This window comes from Streptomyces longhuiensis (genome assembly GCF_020616555.1).
Lineage (GTDB): Bacteria > Actinomycetota > Actinomycetes > Streptomycetales > Streptomycetaceae > Streptomyces > Streptomyces longhuiensis.
This window is the reverse complement of record NZ_CP085173.1, coordinates 5,008,934-5,024,491: the sequence shown is the minus strand read 5'-3', so window position 1 is coordinate 5,024,491 and position 15,558 is coordinate 5,008,934. Positions and strand designations below refer to the sequence as shown.

Genomic DNA, 15,558 nt, shown 5'->3' with positions numbered 1-15,558 from the left:
GTGAGCCTCGGCGCGAGGGCCGATGCCGCTGCCGCTGCACTCGAGCCTGCGGCAGATCTGCTTCATTGGCTGATGTCAGCCATAGATGCCAAAGACCCCCAACCGTGATCGGTTGGGGGTCTTTGTACTGGTGGGGCTAACAGGATTTGAACCTGTGGCCTCATCCTTATCAGGGATGCGCTCTAACCAACTGAGCTATAGCCCCGCCGCGCTTTGCGGTGTGTGTCCCGCGCGCTGACCTCTGAAGATTAGCGCACGACCCGGCCAGTCCCAAAATCGATAGCCGGGACCCCGCTCCACCGGCCAAAACGCCTGTGGAGCGCACCCTCGTCAGGGAATGCGCTCCACAGGTGTCGCAGCGACTGAAGCGGCTGCTGCCCGGCTACTGCTCGACTGCTACTCGTCCTCGGCGAGGGTCAGCTCGACGCCGCCCACGAAGCCCGCGGAGAGGTTGTAGATGAACGCGCCGAGCGTGGCCAGAGCCGTCGCCAGGACGACGTCGATGACCGCGATGATCGACGTGAAGATCAGGACGCGCGGCAGCGACAGGAACGACTGGAGGTCGAAGCCGTTGGACTCGTTCGAGCCCGTGGCCTCGGAGATCGTGCCGCCCACGGTCGAGAAGACGCCCATGGCGTCCATGACCATCCACAGCACCGCCGCCGCGACGACCGTGCAGATGCCGAGCGCGATGGAGAGCAGGAAGCTGACCTTCATCACCGACCACGGATCGGCCTTGGCGACCCTCAGACGCGCCTTGCGCGTACGGGGCGTCGTGCGGGCCCCCGTGCGCGGCCTGCGGACCGCTCCGGCCGGCGGAGCCGCCTGGTAGGCCTGCGGCGGGTGGTACGGCTGCGAGGGCTGCGAAGGCTGCTGCCTCTCCCCGGGCAGCGCCCCGTCCGTCTCGGCCGCGTACTGCTGCGTCTGCGGACCTCGGGTGTCCGTCACAGTTCCCCCCTGGGATCCATGAGACTCGTGCGAGTCGTTCGAGTCAGTGGCGGGGCCACGGCCGCCGTCCGATTCCGTACCGGTCGATCCGGCGCCCGTGGCTCCGCTCACGATGACTCACTCCTCGCGCTACTCGGCCGTGGACTCTGTGCCCTCGTCCGTTTCGACAGCCGTCTCGACCTCGGCGGCCTCGTCGACGATGACGTCACCGTCGACCTCCTCCGCCTCGCGACCGGCCTCGGCGTTACGAGCGATACCGACCACGGCATCGCGCTTGCCCAGGTTGATCAGTTGGACGCCCATGGTGTCACGGCCCGTCTCCCTGACCTCGTTGACTCGCGTACGAATCACACCGCCCGACAGCGTGATGGCGAGGATCTCGTCCGTCTCCTCGGTCACCAGCGCGCCGACGAGCGAACCGCGGTCCTCCACGATCTTGGCGGCCTTGATACCGAGGCCACCGCGGCCCTGGACGCGGTACTCGTCGACGGCGGTCCGCTTCGCGTACCCGCCGTCGGTGGCAGTGAACACGAACGTACCCGGCCTGACGACATTCATCGAGAGCAGCTGGTCGCCCTCGCGGAAACTCATGCCCTTCACACCGGATGTGGCACGGCCCATCGGGCGCAGCGCGTCGTCCGTTGCGGTGAAACGGATGGACTGCGCCTTCTTGCTGATGAGCAGCAGGTCGTCCTCGGCGGAGACCAGCTCGGCGCCGATCAGCTCGTCGTCGGAGCCGTCCTCCGTCTCGCGCAGATTGATGGCGATGACGCCGCCCGAGCGGGGCGAGTCGTAGTCCTTGAGGGGGGTCTTCTTCACGAGACCGCCCTTTGTGGCGAGGACCAGGTAGGGGGCCGCCTCGTAGTCGCGGATCGCGAGGATCTCGGCGATCGACTCGTCCGGCTGGAAGGCCAGCAGGTTGGCCACGTGCTGGCCGCGAGCGTCACGGCCGGCGTCCGGGAGCTCGTACGCCTTCGCGCGGTAGACGCGGCCCTTGTTCGTGAAGAACAGCAGCCAGTGGTGCGTCGTCGACACGAAGAAGTGGTCGACGATGTCGTCTTCCTTGAGCTTCGTGCCGCGTACGCCCTTGCCGCCGCGCTTCTGCGAGCGGTAGTCGACCGTCTTGGTGCGCTTGACGTAGCCGCCGCGCGAGATCGTGACGACGATGTCCTCTTCGGCGATCAGGTCCTCGATGGACATGTCGCCGTCGAAGGGCACCAGCTTGGAGCGCCGGTCGTCGCCGAACTTCTCGACGATCGCACCGAGTTCCTGGCTGATGATCTGGCGCTGGCGCTCCGGCGAGGCCAGGATCGCGTTGTACTCGTTGATCTTGATCTGCAGTTCGTCGTGCTCGGCGACGATCTTCTGGCGCTCCAGGGCGGCCAGTCGGCGCAGCTGCATCTCGAGGATCGCGTTGGCCTGGATCTCGTCGATCTCCAGGAGGCTCATCAGGCCCTCGCGGGCGATCTCGACGGTGTCACTGCGCCGGATGAGCGCGATGACCTCGTCGATGGCGTCCAGGGCCTTCAGGAGGCCGCGCAGGATGTGGGCGCGCTCCTCGGCCTTGCGCAGGCGGAACTTCGTACGGCGGACGATGACCTCGACCTGGTGGCTCACCCAGTGGCGGATGAAGGCGTCCAGGGAGAGGGTGCGCGGCACGCCGTCGACGAGCGCCAGCATGTTGGCGCCGAAGTTCGTCTGGAGGTCGGTGTGCTTGTAGAGGTTGTTCAGGACGACCTTGGCGACGGCGTCGCGCTTCAGGACGATGACGAGGCGCTGGCCGGTGCGCGAAGAGGTCTCGTCGCGGACGTCGGCGATGCCGCCGACGCGGCCGTCCTTCACCAGGTCGGCGATCTTCTGCGCGAGGTTGTCCGGGTTGACCTGGTAGGGGAGTTCGGTGACCACCAGGCACTGGCGGTTCTGGATCTCCTCGACCTCGACGACCGCGCGCATCGTGATGGAGCCACGGCCCGTGCGGTACGCCTCCTCGATGCCCTTGCGGCCCACGACCAGGGCGCCGGTCGGGAAGTCCGGGCCCTTGATGCGCTCGATGAGCGCGTCCAGGAGCTCCTCGTGCGAGGCCTCCGGGTTCTCCAGGTACCACTGGGCGCCGGAGGCGACCTCGCGCAGGTTGTGCGGCGGGATGTTGGTGGCCATACCGACCGCGATGCCCGCCGAGCCGTTGATCAGCAGGTTCGGGAAGCGGGCCGGCAGGACGGTCGGCTCCTGGGAGCGGCCGTCGTAGTTGTCCGTGAAGTCGACGGTCTCCTCGTCGATGTCACGGACCATCTCCATGGACAGCGGCGCCATCTTGCACTCGGTGTAGCGCATGGCGGCCGCGGGGTCGTTGCCCGGGGAGCCGAAGTTTCCGTTCGAGTCCACCAGCGGCATACGCATCGACCACGGCTGCGCCAGGCGGACCAGGGCGTCGTAGATCGAGGAGTCGCCGTGCGGGTGGTAGTTGCCCATGACGTCGCCGACGACGCGGGCGCACTTGTAGAAGCCCTTCTCGGGCCGGTAGCCGCCGTCGTACATCGCGTAGAGGACGCGGCGGTGGACGGGCTTGAGGCCGTCCCGTACGTCGGGCAGGGCACGCGACACGATGACGGACATCGCGTAGTCGAGGTACGAGCGCTGCATCTCGGTCTCGAGCCCGACGGGCTCGATGCGCTGGGCACCCTCTTCGGGCACCGTTTCGACCGTGACGCTGATCTCGGCGCCTTCTTCAGGCGTGGGGGGAGTGTTCTCGTCGGTCATTGCTGGTGAAGATCCTTTCTGACGCGGTCAGCTGAGACCGACTCAGATGTCGAGGAAGCGGACGTCCTTGGCGTTGCGCTGGATGAACGAGCGGCGCGCCTCGACGTCCTCGCCCATCAGGACGGAGAACAGGTCGTCCGCCTGGGCGGCGTCGTCGAGGGTGACCTTGCCGAGCACACGGTGCTCGATGTCCATCGTGGTGATGCGCAGCTCCTCGGCGTTCATCTCGCCGAGACCCTTGAAGCGCTGGATCGAGTCCTCGCGGATCCGCTTGCCCTGCTGGCGGCCGAGCTCGGTCAGGGCGTCGCGCTCGCGGTCCGAGTACGCGTACTCGAAGTCCTCACGACCCCACTTGATCTTGTAGAGCGGCGGGCGCGACAGGTACACGTAGCCGGCCTCGACGAGGGGGCGCATGAAGCGGAACAGGAAGGTCAGCAGCAGGGTGTTGATGTGCTGGCCGTCCACGTCGGCGTCCGCCATCAGGATGATCTTGTGATAGCGGAGCTTCTCGATGTCGAAGTCCTCGTGGACTCCGGTGCCGAAGGCGGAGATCAGCGCCTGGATCTCCTGGTTCTGCAGGATCTTGTCGATCCGCGCCTTCTCGACGTTAAGGATCTTGCCTCGGATGGGCAGGATGGCCTGGTACTGCGGGTTGCGTCCGGACTTGGCCGAGCCGCCGGCGGAGTCACCCTCGACGATGAAGATCTCGCACTTGGTGGGATCGTTCGACTGGCAGTCGGAGAGCTTGCCTGGCAGCGACGCCGTCTCCAGCAGGCCCTTGCGACGCGTGAGGTCGCGGGCCTTGCGGGCCGCCACGCGCGCGGTGGCCGCCTGGATGCCCTTGCGGATGATGTCCGCGGCCTCGACGGGGTTGCGGTCCAGCCAGTCGTTCAGGTGCTCGTAGACCACCTTCTGGACGAAGGTCTTCACCTCGGTGTTGCCCAGCTTGGTCTTGGTCTGGCCCTCGAACTGCGGCTCGCTCAGCTTCACCGAGATGATCGCCGTCAGACCCTCGCGGATGTCGTCACCCGTGAGGTTGTCGTCCTTCTCGCGAAGCAGCTTCTTGTCGCGCGCGTACTTGTTGATCAGCGAGGTCAGCGCGGCGCGGAAGCCCTCTTCGTGGGTACCGCCCTCGTGCGTGTGGATGATGTTGGCGAAGGAGTACACGCCCTCGGCGTAGCTGCTGTTCCACTGCATCGCGACCTCGAGGGACAGGAGCTTGTCCTTGTCCTCGGCCTCCAGGTCGATGACGGAGGGGTGCACCACGTCTCCCTTGCGGGAGTTGAGGTACTTCACGAAGTCGACGATGCCGCCCTCGTAGTGGTACTCGACGGCCTTGACCTCGGGCTTCTCGTCGGCGCCCGCCTCGTCCGCACCGGCGACGGCCTTCGCCGACTCACGCTCGTCGGTGAGTGTGATCCTCAAACCCTTGTTGAGGAACGCCATCTCCTGGAAGCGTCGCGACAGCGTCTCGAAGGAGTACTCGGTGGTCTCGAAGATGTCCGGGTCGGCCCAGAAGGTGACCGAGGTGCCGTGCTCGTCCGTGGCCTCGTGCTGCGCGAGCGGAGCCGTGGGGACGCCCAGCTTGTAGTCCTGGGTCCAGCGGTGGCCGTCGGTCTTGACCTCGACGGCGACCTTCATGGACAGCGCGTTGACGACGGAGACGCCCACGCCGTGCAGACCGCCGGAGACCGCGTAGCCGCCGCCGCCGAACTTGCCGCCCGCGTGCAGCACGGTCAGCACGACCTCGAGGGCGGGCTTGCCCTCGGACGGGACGATGCCCACCGGGATGCCGCGGCCGTTGTCCACGACGCGCACACCGCCGTCGTGCAGGATCGTCACGTCGATCGTGTCCGCGTGGCCGGCCAGCGCCTCGTCGACCGAGTTGTCGACGACCTCCTGCACCAGGTGGTGAAGGCCGCGCTCACCGGTCGAGCCGATGTACATGCCGGGCCGCTTGCGGACCGCGTCCAGACCCTCGAGGACTGTGATGGCGCTCGCGTCGTAGGCCGAGGTCACCTCGCCGGAGGACTGAGTCGCCTCCGCGGGGGCCTCGCCGACGGCGTCGGCGGCAGTGGACGGGATGTTCTCGTTGGGGTTGCCGGAATCGGCCACGAAGCGCCCTTTCTGGCACAGCACAAGCCAAGCCCGGCGGTGGCCGGAGCGGCTGCGTCGTTCAGCGATAGTCAGCGTTGCTCGGTGCGTCCCACAAGTGGGGCGGGATTAACTCTCAGTCTACCGGTAGCGCTGACAGTGATGGGGGTTTGCGGGTACCTGAGTCCGCATGTGCCGCCCTGAACCGGCCTCTGCCGACTCCCCATATGCGTCCCGGGGCTCCAAGAGGCTCACAGCGGCACTCAGCGCTTCCGGGCGTCAACCGGGTGTCAACGCCCGGCCGGCGGCTCTGCGGACTCACCCGTAGGTGTCGCCGGGGCCCTTGCTTCCGGGGGCGCGCAGGGGGCCGAAGCGGCGGGCGGGACCGTTGGGCCCAAGGATCTTCAGGAGCCGTACGGTGCCGTGCCCGAGGTCCTCGTTGAGCCGCGCCACCAGCGTCGGAGCCAGGTACCGCAGCTGCATCGCCCAGGCCGTCGAGTCGCACTGGACGGTCAGGACGCGCTCGTCCTCGTCGTACTTCAGGGGCTCGGAGTGCTTGGCGAGGTCCTCGCCCACGATCTCCGGCCAGCGGCCCATGACACCGCCGACGGCGGCCGGCGCCTCCCAGCCACGCTCGGTGATCAGCCGGTTGATCGCCGCGCCGAACGCGACCGGGTCGCGGCCGTCGGCACGCGCCCCGGACCTCAGTCCGCCACCGCGCCGGGCCTGCTTCTTCTGCTGGTCGGCCACTCCACGCGCGCGTGCCTGTTCCTTCGCGGCGCGCAGGGCCACGCGCGCGAGGTCGACGCCGGACGGCTCGGGGGCCTTCGGCGGGACGTCGCCGGATGTGTTCTCGCTCATATCCGCTCCACCGTGCCGTCGGACACCGCGTACCGCGTGCCCGCCAGGATGCCCGGCACGTCGTCGTCCACCGCGGCCGTCACCAGGACCTGCTCGCCGGGGGCGACCAGCTCGGCGAGGCGCTCCCTGCGTCGCGCGTCGAGCTCCGCGAAGACGTCGTCGAGCACGAGCACCGGCTCGTTCCCCTCGGCCCGCAGCAGGTCGTACGAGGCCAGGCGCAGCGCCAGCGCGTACGACCAGGACTCGCCATGGCTGGCGTACCCCTTCGCCGGCAGCTGGCCGAGCTTGAGGACCAGGTCGTCGCGGTGCGGTCCGACGAGGGTGACGCCCCGCTCGATCTCCTGTTTGCGGGCCGCTTCGAGGGCGGCCATCAGCTGCTCGTAGAGCTCTTCGCGCGCGTGGCCGTCGATTTCGGGCGAGGACGGCTTGTATTCGAGGGCGAGCGGCCCGCCGCCGGGCGCCAGCTGTTCGTACGCCTTGTCGGCGAGCGGCTGGAGCGTGGCGATCAGGTCGAATCGCTGCGCGAGCAGCTCGGCGCCCACGCGCGCGAGGTGTTGGTCCCACACGTCGAGGGTCGACAGGTCCATGGACCGTCCGCCGTGCCTGCGGGCGAGCGCGGCCGACTTGAGGAGCGTGTTGCGCTGCTTGAGTACGCGGTCGTAGTCGGACCGGACACCGGCCATGCGCGGGGAGCGGGCCGTGATCAGCTCGTCGAGGAAGCGGCGGCGCTCGCCGGGGTCGCCCTTGACGAGCGCGAGGTCCTCCGGCGCGAACAGGACCGTGCGCACGATGCCGAGCACGTCACGGGGTCTGACCTGCGAGGACCGGTTGATCCTGGCGCGGTTCGCCTTGCCCGGGTTGAGTTCGAGCTCGATGAGCTGCTGGCGCTCGCCCTGCCGGACCGCGGCCCGTATGACGGCGCGCTCGGCGCCCATGCGGACCAGCGGCGCGTCCGAGGAGACCCGGTGACTGCCGAGGGTGGCGAGATAGCCGACGGCCTCGACGAGGTTGGTCTTGCCCTGCCCGTTCGGGCCCACGAACGCGGTGACGCCCGGATCGAGAGGGACCTCGACCCGGGCGTACGAGCGGAAGTCGGCCAGCGACAGATGCGTCACGTGCATGGTCGTTCGCCGACCTCCCCCAAGGTGTGGAGCGGGTGTGGACTGTTTCTTCGTGGAGCTTCGCGATGCGTTGTGCGTTCGCTTCGTGGGTTCGCTTTGTGCGCTACTTCTTCTCGACTGCGTGGCCGCCGAACTGATTGCGCAGCGCGGCGATCATCTTCATCTGCGGCGAGTCGTCCTGGCGCGAGGCGAAGCGCGCGAACAGGGACGCGGTGATCGCGGGCAGCGGCACCGCGTTGTCGATGGCCGCCTCGACCGTCCAGCGGCCCTCACCGGAGTCGGCGGCGAAGCCGCGCAGCTTCTCCAGGTGCTCGTCGTCGTCCAGAGCGTTGACCGCCAGGTCGAGCAGCCAGGAACGGATGACCGTGCCCTCCTGCCAGGAGCGGAAGACCTCCCGCACATCGGTGACGGAGTCGACCTTCTCCAGGAGCTCCCAGCCCTCGGCGTAGGCCTGCATCATGGCGTACTCGATGCCGTTGTGGACCATCTTCGCGAAGTGGCCCGCGCCGACCTTGCCCGCGTGTACGGCGCCGAACTCGCCCTCCGGCTTGAGGGCGTCGAAGATCGGCTGGACCTTGGCGACGTGCTCCTTGGTGCCGCCGTACATCAGGGCGTAGCCGTTCTCCAGACCCCAGACACCCCCGGAGACGCCGCAGTCGACGAAGCCGATGCCCTTGATGCCCAGCTCGACGGCGTGCTTCTCGTCGTCGGTCCAGCGCGAGTTGCCGCCGTCCACGACGACGTCGCCCGGCTCGAGGAGTTCGGCGAGCTCGTCGACGGTGGCCTGGGTCGCGCCGCCGGCGGGGACCATCACCCACACCACACGCGGGGCCTTGAGCTTGCCCACAAGCTCTCCGAGGCTGTGGACGTCCGCGAGGTCCGGATTGCGGTCGTATCCGATGACGGTGTGGCCTGCGCGGCGGATGCGCTCGCGCATGTTGCCGCCCATCTTGCCGAGACCGACGAGACCGAGCTCCATCAGGTGGTTCCTTAAGTTGCGACGGGGCGTGAGGTGGTGCGTGAGGCACTCCCGCACCTGTGTTCCGAGCCTAAACCTGGGGGTACCACCCACGCCTTTCGGGCAGAGGGGGAGCTCACGCCCACCTGTGGGCATGGCCGCTCAGGCGAACGCCCGGCGGCCATGCCCTGTGGAGCGTCAGCCCGACAGCCGCACCGGCATGATCAGGTACTTGTACGCGTCGTCCGCCTCGGCGTCCACGGCGGGCCTGCCGCTGAGCAGCGCCGGCTTCGTGGAGGTCGTGAAGGAGAGCTGGGCGACCGGGGAGTCGATCGCGCTCAGACCGTCCAGGAGGAACGTCGGGTTGAAGGCGATCGAGATGTCGTCGCCGTCCAGCTGGGCGTCGACCCTTTCCACAGCCTGTGCGTCGTCGCTGGAGCCGGCCTCCAGGATCAGCACGCCCTGCTCGAAGCTGAGCCGCACCGGGGTGTTCCGCTCGGCGACGAGGGCCACACGCTTGACGGCCTCCACGAAGGGGGCGGTCTCGATCACGGCCACGGAGTTGAACTCCGTCGGGAACAGGGTGCGGTACTTCGGCAGGTCGCCCTCGAGCAGACGCGTCGTCGTACGGCGGCCCGCGCCCTCGAAGCCGATGAGACCCTCACCGGCGCCGGAGCCCGACAGGGCCAGGGTGACCGTGTCACCGCTCGTGAGCGCCTTGGCGGTGTCCAGGAGCGTCTTGGCGGGCACCAGGGCGACCGCGGACGCCTCGGGGTCCTCCGGCTTCCACAGGAACTCGCGGACCGCGAAGCGGTAGCGGTCGGTGGAGGCGAGGGTGACCGTGTCGCCCTCGATCTCGATGCGCACACCCGTGAGCACCGGCAGGGTGTCGTCACGGCCGGCGGCGATGGCGACCTGGGCCGCGGCGGAGGCGAAGACCTCACCGGGGACGGTGCCCGTCGCGGTCGGCATCTGCGGCAGTGCCGGGTACTCCTCCACAGGCAGGGTGTGGAGTGTGAATCGCGAGGAGCCGCAGACCACGGTCGCTCGTACACCGTCTGTGGAAATCTCCACCGGACGGTTCGGCAGGGCACGGCAGATGTCCGCCAGGAGCCGGCCCGAGACGAGGACGGTGCCCTCCTCGTCGATCTCCGCGTCGACCGAGACCCGCGCCGAGACCTCGTAGTCGAAGCTCGACAGGCTCAGTGCGCCCTCCTCGGCCTTCAGGAGAAGGCCCGCGAGGACCGGCGCAGGCGGTCGGGCCGGGAGGCTGCGCGCCGCCCAGGCCACTGCCTCCGCGAGTACGTCGCGTTCCACCCGGATCTTCACCGTAAGCCGCCTCCTGCTGTTGCTGGCTGCTCTCGCCCTGCGTTGGTCTTCGGTCGTCGTCGTGTGACTCGGTGTCGCTCAGCCGCCACATGGGAAGGACACCGGGGAACAGTCTGACGTACGGCGCTGACAGTCGTTGCCGCTCGGGGTCAAGTCGTGCCGACCCGCTGTCGAGCACCGGACCTCGAGTTGTGCACAGCCCCCACTTCAATCCTGATTCCCAGCTCTCTCTAGTTGGGAGTAGTAGTAGGGGCTGTGGAAACCGTGGATAACTGCCTTTTCGCAGGTCAGAGTCGGTTTTTTGTCCACCGGGCCTGTGGGCGCGAGCGGTGGACAACCGGGGTTCTCTGTGGACGGGGAAAAGTTCTGCACACCCGATACACAGGCCGGGGCGACTTCTCCCCAGGGCTGTCCCCAGCTTTACCCCGGTTCCCCACAGCCCAACCACACCCCTTGATGTGACGCCTTTCACTCGGCACGGTGATTTTGCACGTTGCGTTGCCGAACAGTGGACAGCCGTGTGGAGAAGGCGCCTGCAGCTGTGCACAAGGGCCGCTGACCTGTGGGTCGACGGTGGACAACGAAACCCACACCCTGTGGAGGAAGATCTTGTCCACAGCCTGTGGAGATCTTTTGTCCACGAATCCACAGCCGTCTGACCTGGTCTGATGGTCATTCAGCGTGGGGCCCTGTGGACACAGTCTGGACAACTTGGCAGTCCCCAGGGTGTGGACGCAAGAAAGTCCGCACATCTGTGGAGAACACCCGTAACCGAGGACAGGAATCGAACACCGAGTCCGGTCACGCCGTCTGCCGCAACAAAGAAGGGCGCCCCAGGAGGTGTCCCGGGGCGCCCTTCGACGGCGTACAGAGAGGTCTGAAGGCTGCTGTCAGCCGTTCTTGATGCGGTTGGTGAGCTCGGTGACCTGGTTGTAGATGGACCGTCGCTCGGCCATCAGCGCGCGGATCTTGCGGTCCGCGTGCATGACGGTCGTGTGGTCGCGGCCGCCGAACTGCGCACCGATCTTCGGCAGGGACAGGTCGGTGAGCTCACGGCACAGGTACATCGCGATCTGGCGTGCCGTCACCAGGACGCGGCTGCGCGACGATCCGCACAGGTCCTCCACCGTCAGGCCGAAGTAGTCGGCCGTCGCCGCCATGATCGCCGTCGCCGTGATCTCGGGGGCCGAGTCCTCGCCGCCGGGGATCAGGTCCTTGAGGACGATCTCCGTCAGACCGAGGTCCACCGGCTGCCGGTTCAGCGACGCGAACGCCGTGACCCGGATCAGCGCCCCCTCCAGCTCGCGGATGTTGCGCGAGATGCGGGACGCGATGAACTCGAGGACCTCCGGCGGAGCGTTCAGCTGCTCCTGCACCGCCTTCTTACGAAGGATGGCGATTCGGGTCTCCAGCTCGGGCGGCTGGACGTCGGTGATCAGACCCCACTCGAAGCGGTTGCGCAGCCGGTCCTCCAGGGTCACCAGCTGCTTGGGCGGCCGGTCACTGGAGAGCACGATCTGCTTGTTCGCGTTGTGGAGCGTGTTGAAGGTGTGGAAGAACTCCTCCTGCGTCGACTCCTTGTCCGCGAGGAACTGGATGTCGTCGACAAGAAGGATGTCCATCTCGCGGTACCGCTTGCGGAAGCTGTCGCCCTTGCCGTCGCGGATCGAGTTGATGAACTCGTTCGTGAACTCCTCCGAGCTCACGTAACGCACACGCGTGCCCGGGTACAGGCTGCGCGCGTAGTGCCCGATCGCGTGCAGCAGGTGGGTCTTGCCGAGCCCCGACTCCCCATAGATGAAGAGGGGGTTGTACGCCTTCGCCGGCGCCTCTGCCACGGCGACCGCGGCAGCGTGGGCGAAACGGTTCGAGGCACCGATGACGAAGGTGTCGAAGAGGTACTTCGGGTTCAGTCGCGCCGTCGGCTCGCCGGGACCCGTCGCGGGCGCGGGCTGCGCGGCGAGCGGTCCGGGGGCACCACTGGGGACACCGCGGGTGCGCCCGCCGTCCTGCCCGGGGCGGCCGCCCATGGGACCTTCGTTGAGGTCACGGCGCTCGTGCCGGCCGTGCCGCCCCTGACGGTCGGACATCTGCTCGTACGACGACCGCTCGGACTGCTGCTCGTATCCGGAGCGTTCGACCTGCTGGTCGTAACCGTTGCGGTCCGACTGCTGGTCGTATCCCGTCCGGTCCGACTGCTGGTCGTAGGGCGACCGCTCCTGCTGCTCATAAGGAGAGCGTTCCTGCTGCTGCTCATAAGGAGAGCGCTCGTTCTGCTGCTCGTACGGGGAGCGTTCCTGCTGCCGGTAGTCGTGCTGCGGCTGCTGGGGCGGGTTCGCGTACGGGTCGCGCTCCGGGAAGCCGAGCCGCGGCTGCTGCCAGCTGTACTCGTCCTGCGATCGCGGCCAGGCGCCCGGCTCCGGACGCTGGTAGTCCGGGTACGCGGGGCGGGCGGTCGGGAGCTGGTCGGCGCGGGGGCCCTGGGGCTGATCACCGCGGGGGCCCTGCCCATGGTCGTCCGCGCGGCGACCGTACGGGTCGTACGGCTCATGGGGCTGGTTCTGGGGCTGGCTCTGGCCCTGGGGCGACGGCAGCTCGGACTCTTCGTAGCGGTGCTGCTGTACGGGGGGTGCGGGCGGGGCGGGCTGTTCCCCGACGGAGTCGTCGACCGTGATCGCGATCCGGATCGGGCGGCCGCACTCGCGGCTCAGCGTTTCGGCCACGACCGGCGCGAGCCGACCCTCGAGTACGCCCTTCGCGAACTCGTTCGGCACGGCGAGCAGCGCGGTGTCGGCGACCAGCGCGAGAGGCTGGCAGCGCCGGATCCAGTGCTCGTCCTTCGTCTCAACGCCCTGCCCACGGCCCTCCCCGAGGAGCTGCTCCAGAACTCGTGGCCACACTGCGGCAAGATCGGCAGGTACGTCAGCCACAGGGCACGCTCTCTCGCAGGTCCCACGAAGGTGTGGTTCTGGGACGGGTCGGAAGAAAATCGGGGTGGGGCGGTGAGAAGGGAACGAATCGGAGTTCAGCCACGGTAGTCAGGGCAAGCGGTGCGGTTCAAGTTGTTGTCCACAGGCTGTGCACAGTGTCCCTCACCCGATGCCGGTTTGACCGGATGGCGTAGCCGCGCGTACCGTGACCAGGTCGAGTTGTCGATGGCTGCTGCCGCCTGCCTCCGATGGGCAAAGATCACGATCTGTGATTGTGAAGCGGTGCACTCGGTGCGTATACGCGAGCTTCTCGTGGGCGCACGGTGACAGCCAGGCGATGTCCCGCCACTACACGATCATTTCTGGAGCCCCCGAGTGAGCAAGCGCACCTTCCAGCCGAACAACCGTCGTCGCGCCAAGACCCACGGCTTCCGCCTGCGGATGCGCACCCGTGCCGGCCGCGCGATTCTCGCGAACCGCCGTGGCAAGGGTCGCGCAAGCCTGTCCGCCTGATCGCGTACAGGTCATGACGTGCTGCCTACCGAGAATCGGCTGAGGCGGCGCGAAGACTTCGCGACCGCGGTACGCCGAGGACGCCGGGCTGGTCGCCCGCTCCTCGTCGTCCATCTACGTAGCGGTGCAACGGACCCGCACGCGCCTGGGGAGAGCGTTCCCCCGACGCGTGCGGGTTTCGTCGTGAGCAAGGCAGTCGGTGGAGCTGTCGTACGTAACGCGGTGAAGCGCAGGCTTCGCCACCTCATGCGCGACCGACTCGCACTGTTGTCCCCCGGTAGCCTGGTAGTCGTACGTGCGTTGCCCGGCGCGGGTGACGCCGACCATGCACAGCTGGCCCGAGACCTGGATGCCGCCCTTCAGCGGCTGCTGGGAGGGGGCGCGCGATGAAATACCCGCTGCTTGCCTTGATCAAGCTCTACCAGTGGACCATCAGCCCTCTGCTGGGGCCTGTGTGCAAGTACTACCCGTCGTGTTCCCACTACGGCTTCACAGCGATCGACCGTCACGGTGCGATCAAGGGAACAGCTCTCACCGCCTGGCGCATCCTCCGGTGCAACCCGTGGTCGCTCGGCGGTGTCGACCACGTTCCGCCGCGCAAGCGTCCGCGGTGGCACGAAATGCTGCGTAACGCCTGGCGCGAACGCAAGGGCGGGCCTTCCGCCGCCGGCGCGCCTTCAGAGTGTGGCCACACCAGCCCCTCGAGCCCCGCCGCCGAGACCCCGTCCCATGCTCAAGGAGCCTGATTAGTGGACACGATTGCCGGTTTTTTCAGCTTCATCACGACACCAGTTTCTTGGGTCATCGTCCAGTTCCACTCGTTGTACGGGGCGATCTTCGGCCCTGACACGGGCTGGGCCTGGGGCCTGTCCATCGTGTCCCTGGTGATCCTGATCCGTATCTGCCTGATCCCGCTCTTTGTGAAGCAGATCAAGGCCACTCGGGCGATGCAGACGCTGCAGCCCGAGATGAAGAAGATCCAGGAGCGCTACAAGAACGACAAGCAGCGCCAGTCCGAAGAGATGATGAAGCTGTACAAGGAGACGGGTACCAACCCGCTCTCCTCGTGCCTTCCCATCCTGGCGCAGTCGCCGTTCTTCTTCGCCCTGTACCACGTGCTCAACGGCATCGCGACGGGCACCACGATCGGCGTCATCAACGACGATCTGCTCGCGAGCGCGCGTAAGGCGCACATCTTCGGCGCTCCGCTCGCGGCCAAGTTCACCGACAGTGCCGACAAGGTCGCCTCGCTCGGTGCCTCGCTGACCGACGTCCGCGTCGTCACCGCGATCATGATCGTCCTGATGTCGGCGTCGCAGTTCTACACGCAGCGCCAGCTGATGACGAAGAACGTCGACATGACGGTCAAGACGCCGTTCATGCAGCAGCAGAAGATGCTGATGTACGTCTTCCCGGTCATGTTCGCCGTCTTCGGCATCAACTTCCCGGTCGGTGTTCTCGTCTACTGGCTGACCACCAACGTGTGGACCATGGGCCAGCAGATGTACGTCATCCGCCAGAACCCGACCCCGGGCAGCAAGGCGCAGGCCGCGTTCCTGGAGCGCCTGCTCAAGCACGTCTCGCACTCCGAGAAGACGCGTAACCGCCGCGAGCGCGCCGTCGTCAAGGCGATCGTCGCCAAGGGGCGCGAGCGCAACGAGTTCGAGCGCAAGTTCATCAACGGCCTGACCAAGGTGAACCTCGCCGCCCAGGCCGACGGAACGGTCATCAAGAGCACGGCCGGCACCCTGACCGAGGACGAGGACGGGACTCAGACGACGGGCGGTGCGCCGAAGCGGCAGCAGCCCAAGCGCCAGTCCAAGTCGCAGCGCCAGCACGGCACCGCCCAGGGCGCGGCCAAGGACGAGTCCGACGCGCCAGAGCCCACGTCCCTCGAGAAGAAGGACGAGGCGGGAGACGCCAAGCCCGAGGCCAAGCCGGCCGGTGGCAAGCCCGCTTCCGGCACCCCTGCCCGCAGCAAAGCCAAGTCCGGACAGCGCAAGGGCCCGCAGCGGCCCAAGTCCCCGTCCAAGAAGTAAGAAGGAGT

General features: G+C 67.6%; 12 protein-coding genes and 1 tRNA gene. 4 read left to right on the top strand and 9 right to left on the bottom strand.

The genetic code is table 11. From position 1 onward, the window contains the following. Window positions 1-128 precede the first annotated feature (128 nt). The 9 genes from LGI35_RS23285 to dnaA all read right to left on the bottom strand — a co-directional run bounded on the left by LGI35_RS23285 (window position 129) and on the right by dnaA (window position 12,998). Window positions 129-205: transfer RNA gene (locus LGI35_RS23285), tRNA-Ile, on the bottom strand. Window positions 206-396: 191 nt separating this feature from the next. Then, window positions 397-1,059: a DUF3566 domain-containing protein gene (locus LGI35_RS23280; protein ID WP_227296069.1), complete on the bottom strand. Its 663-nt coding sequence runs from the start codon at window positions 1,057-1,059 to the stop codon at window positions 397-399. An 18-nt stretch (window positions 1,060-1,077) separates the two neighbouring features. Further along, a complete protein-coding gene (gene gyrA / locus LGI35_RS23275) occupies window positions 1,078-3,705 on the bottom strand; it encodes a DNA gyrase subunit A (RefSeq protein WP_227296067.1) in 2,628 nt (875 codons plus the stop codon). 42 nt (window positions 3,706-3,747) lie between these two features. Continuing rightward, window positions 3,748-5,844, bottom strand: coding sequence for a DNA topoisomerase (ATP-hydrolyzing) subunit B (gyrB, locus tag LGI35_RS23270; RefSeq protein ID WP_279348632.1), 2,097 nt, complete (start codon window positions 5,842-5,844; stop codon window positions 3,748-3,750). A 273-nt stretch (window positions 5,845-6,117) separates the two neighbouring features. Next, window positions 6,118-6,660, bottom strand: a complete 543-nt coding sequence (locus LGI35_RS23265) for a DciA family protein (protein ID WP_116512070.1) — start codon at window positions 6,658-6,660, stop codon at window positions 6,118-6,120. Further along, entirely contained in the window at window positions 6,657-7,781 is a 1,125-nt protein-coding gene (gene recF / locus LGI35_RS23260; protein WP_227296065.1) for a DNA replication/repair protein RecF, read from the bottom strand. The genes LGI35_RS23265 and recF overlap by 4 nt, the downstream gene beginning before the upstream one ends. A gap of 103 nt (window positions 7,782-7,884) precedes the next feature. Then, window positions 7,885-8,760, bottom strand: coding sequence for a phosphogluconate dehydrogenase (NAD(+)-dependent, decarboxylating) (gnd, locus tag LGI35_RS23255; protein WP_227296064.1), 876 nt, complete (start codon window positions 8,758-8,760; stop codon window positions 7,885-7,887). 177 nt (window positions 8,761-8,937) lie between these two features. Further along, window positions 8,938-10,068: a DNA polymerase III subunit beta gene (gene dnaN / locus LGI35_RS23250; protein WP_116512073.1), complete on the bottom strand. Its 1,131-nt coding sequence runs from the start codon at window positions 10,066-10,068 to the stop codon at window positions 8,938-8,940. 890 nt (window positions 10,069-10,958) lie between these two features. Next, window positions 10,959-12,998, bottom strand: a complete 2,040-nt coding sequence (gene dnaA, locus LGI35_RS23245) for a chromosomal replication initiator protein DnaA (RefSeq protein ID WP_227296061.1) — start codon at window positions 12,996-12,998, stop codon at window positions 10,959-10,961. Window positions 12,999-13,373: 375 nt separating this feature from the next. On the opposite strand from dnaA, the gene rpmH reads away from it, so the two are divergent. Genes rpmH through yidC form a run of 4 tightly spaced genes read left to right on the top strand, consistent with a single transcriptional unit; the run spans window position 13,374 to window position 15,550 of the window. Next, entirely contained in the window at window positions 13,374-13,511 is a 138-nt protein-coding gene (gene rpmH, locus LGI35_RS23240) for a 50S ribosomal protein L34 (protein ID WP_006381191.1), read from the top strand. Between the two features lie 18 nt (window positions 13,512-13,529). Next, a complete protein-coding gene (gene rnpA / locus LGI35_RS23235) occupies window positions 13,530-13,901 on the top strand; it encodes a ribonuclease P protein component (protein WP_116512076.1) in 372 nt (123 codons plus the stop codon). Further along, the gene (gene yidD, locus LGI35_RS23230; RefSeq protein ID WP_100597227.1) at window positions 13,898-14,257 is read left to right on the top strand and encodes a membrane protein insertion efficiency factor YidD; all 360 of its coding nucleotides are present in this window, start codon (window positions 13,898-13,900) and stop codon (window positions 14,255-14,257) included. The genes rnpA and yidD overlap by 4 nt, the downstream gene beginning before the upstream one ends. A 3-nt stretch (window positions 14,258-14,260) precedes the next feature. Then, a complete protein-coding gene (gene yidC, locus LGI35_RS23225) occupies window positions 14,261-15,550 on the top strand; it encodes a membrane protein insertase YidC (protein ID WP_227296059.1) in 1,290 nt (429 codons plus the stop codon). Window positions 15,551-15,558: the final 8 nt, after the last annotated feature.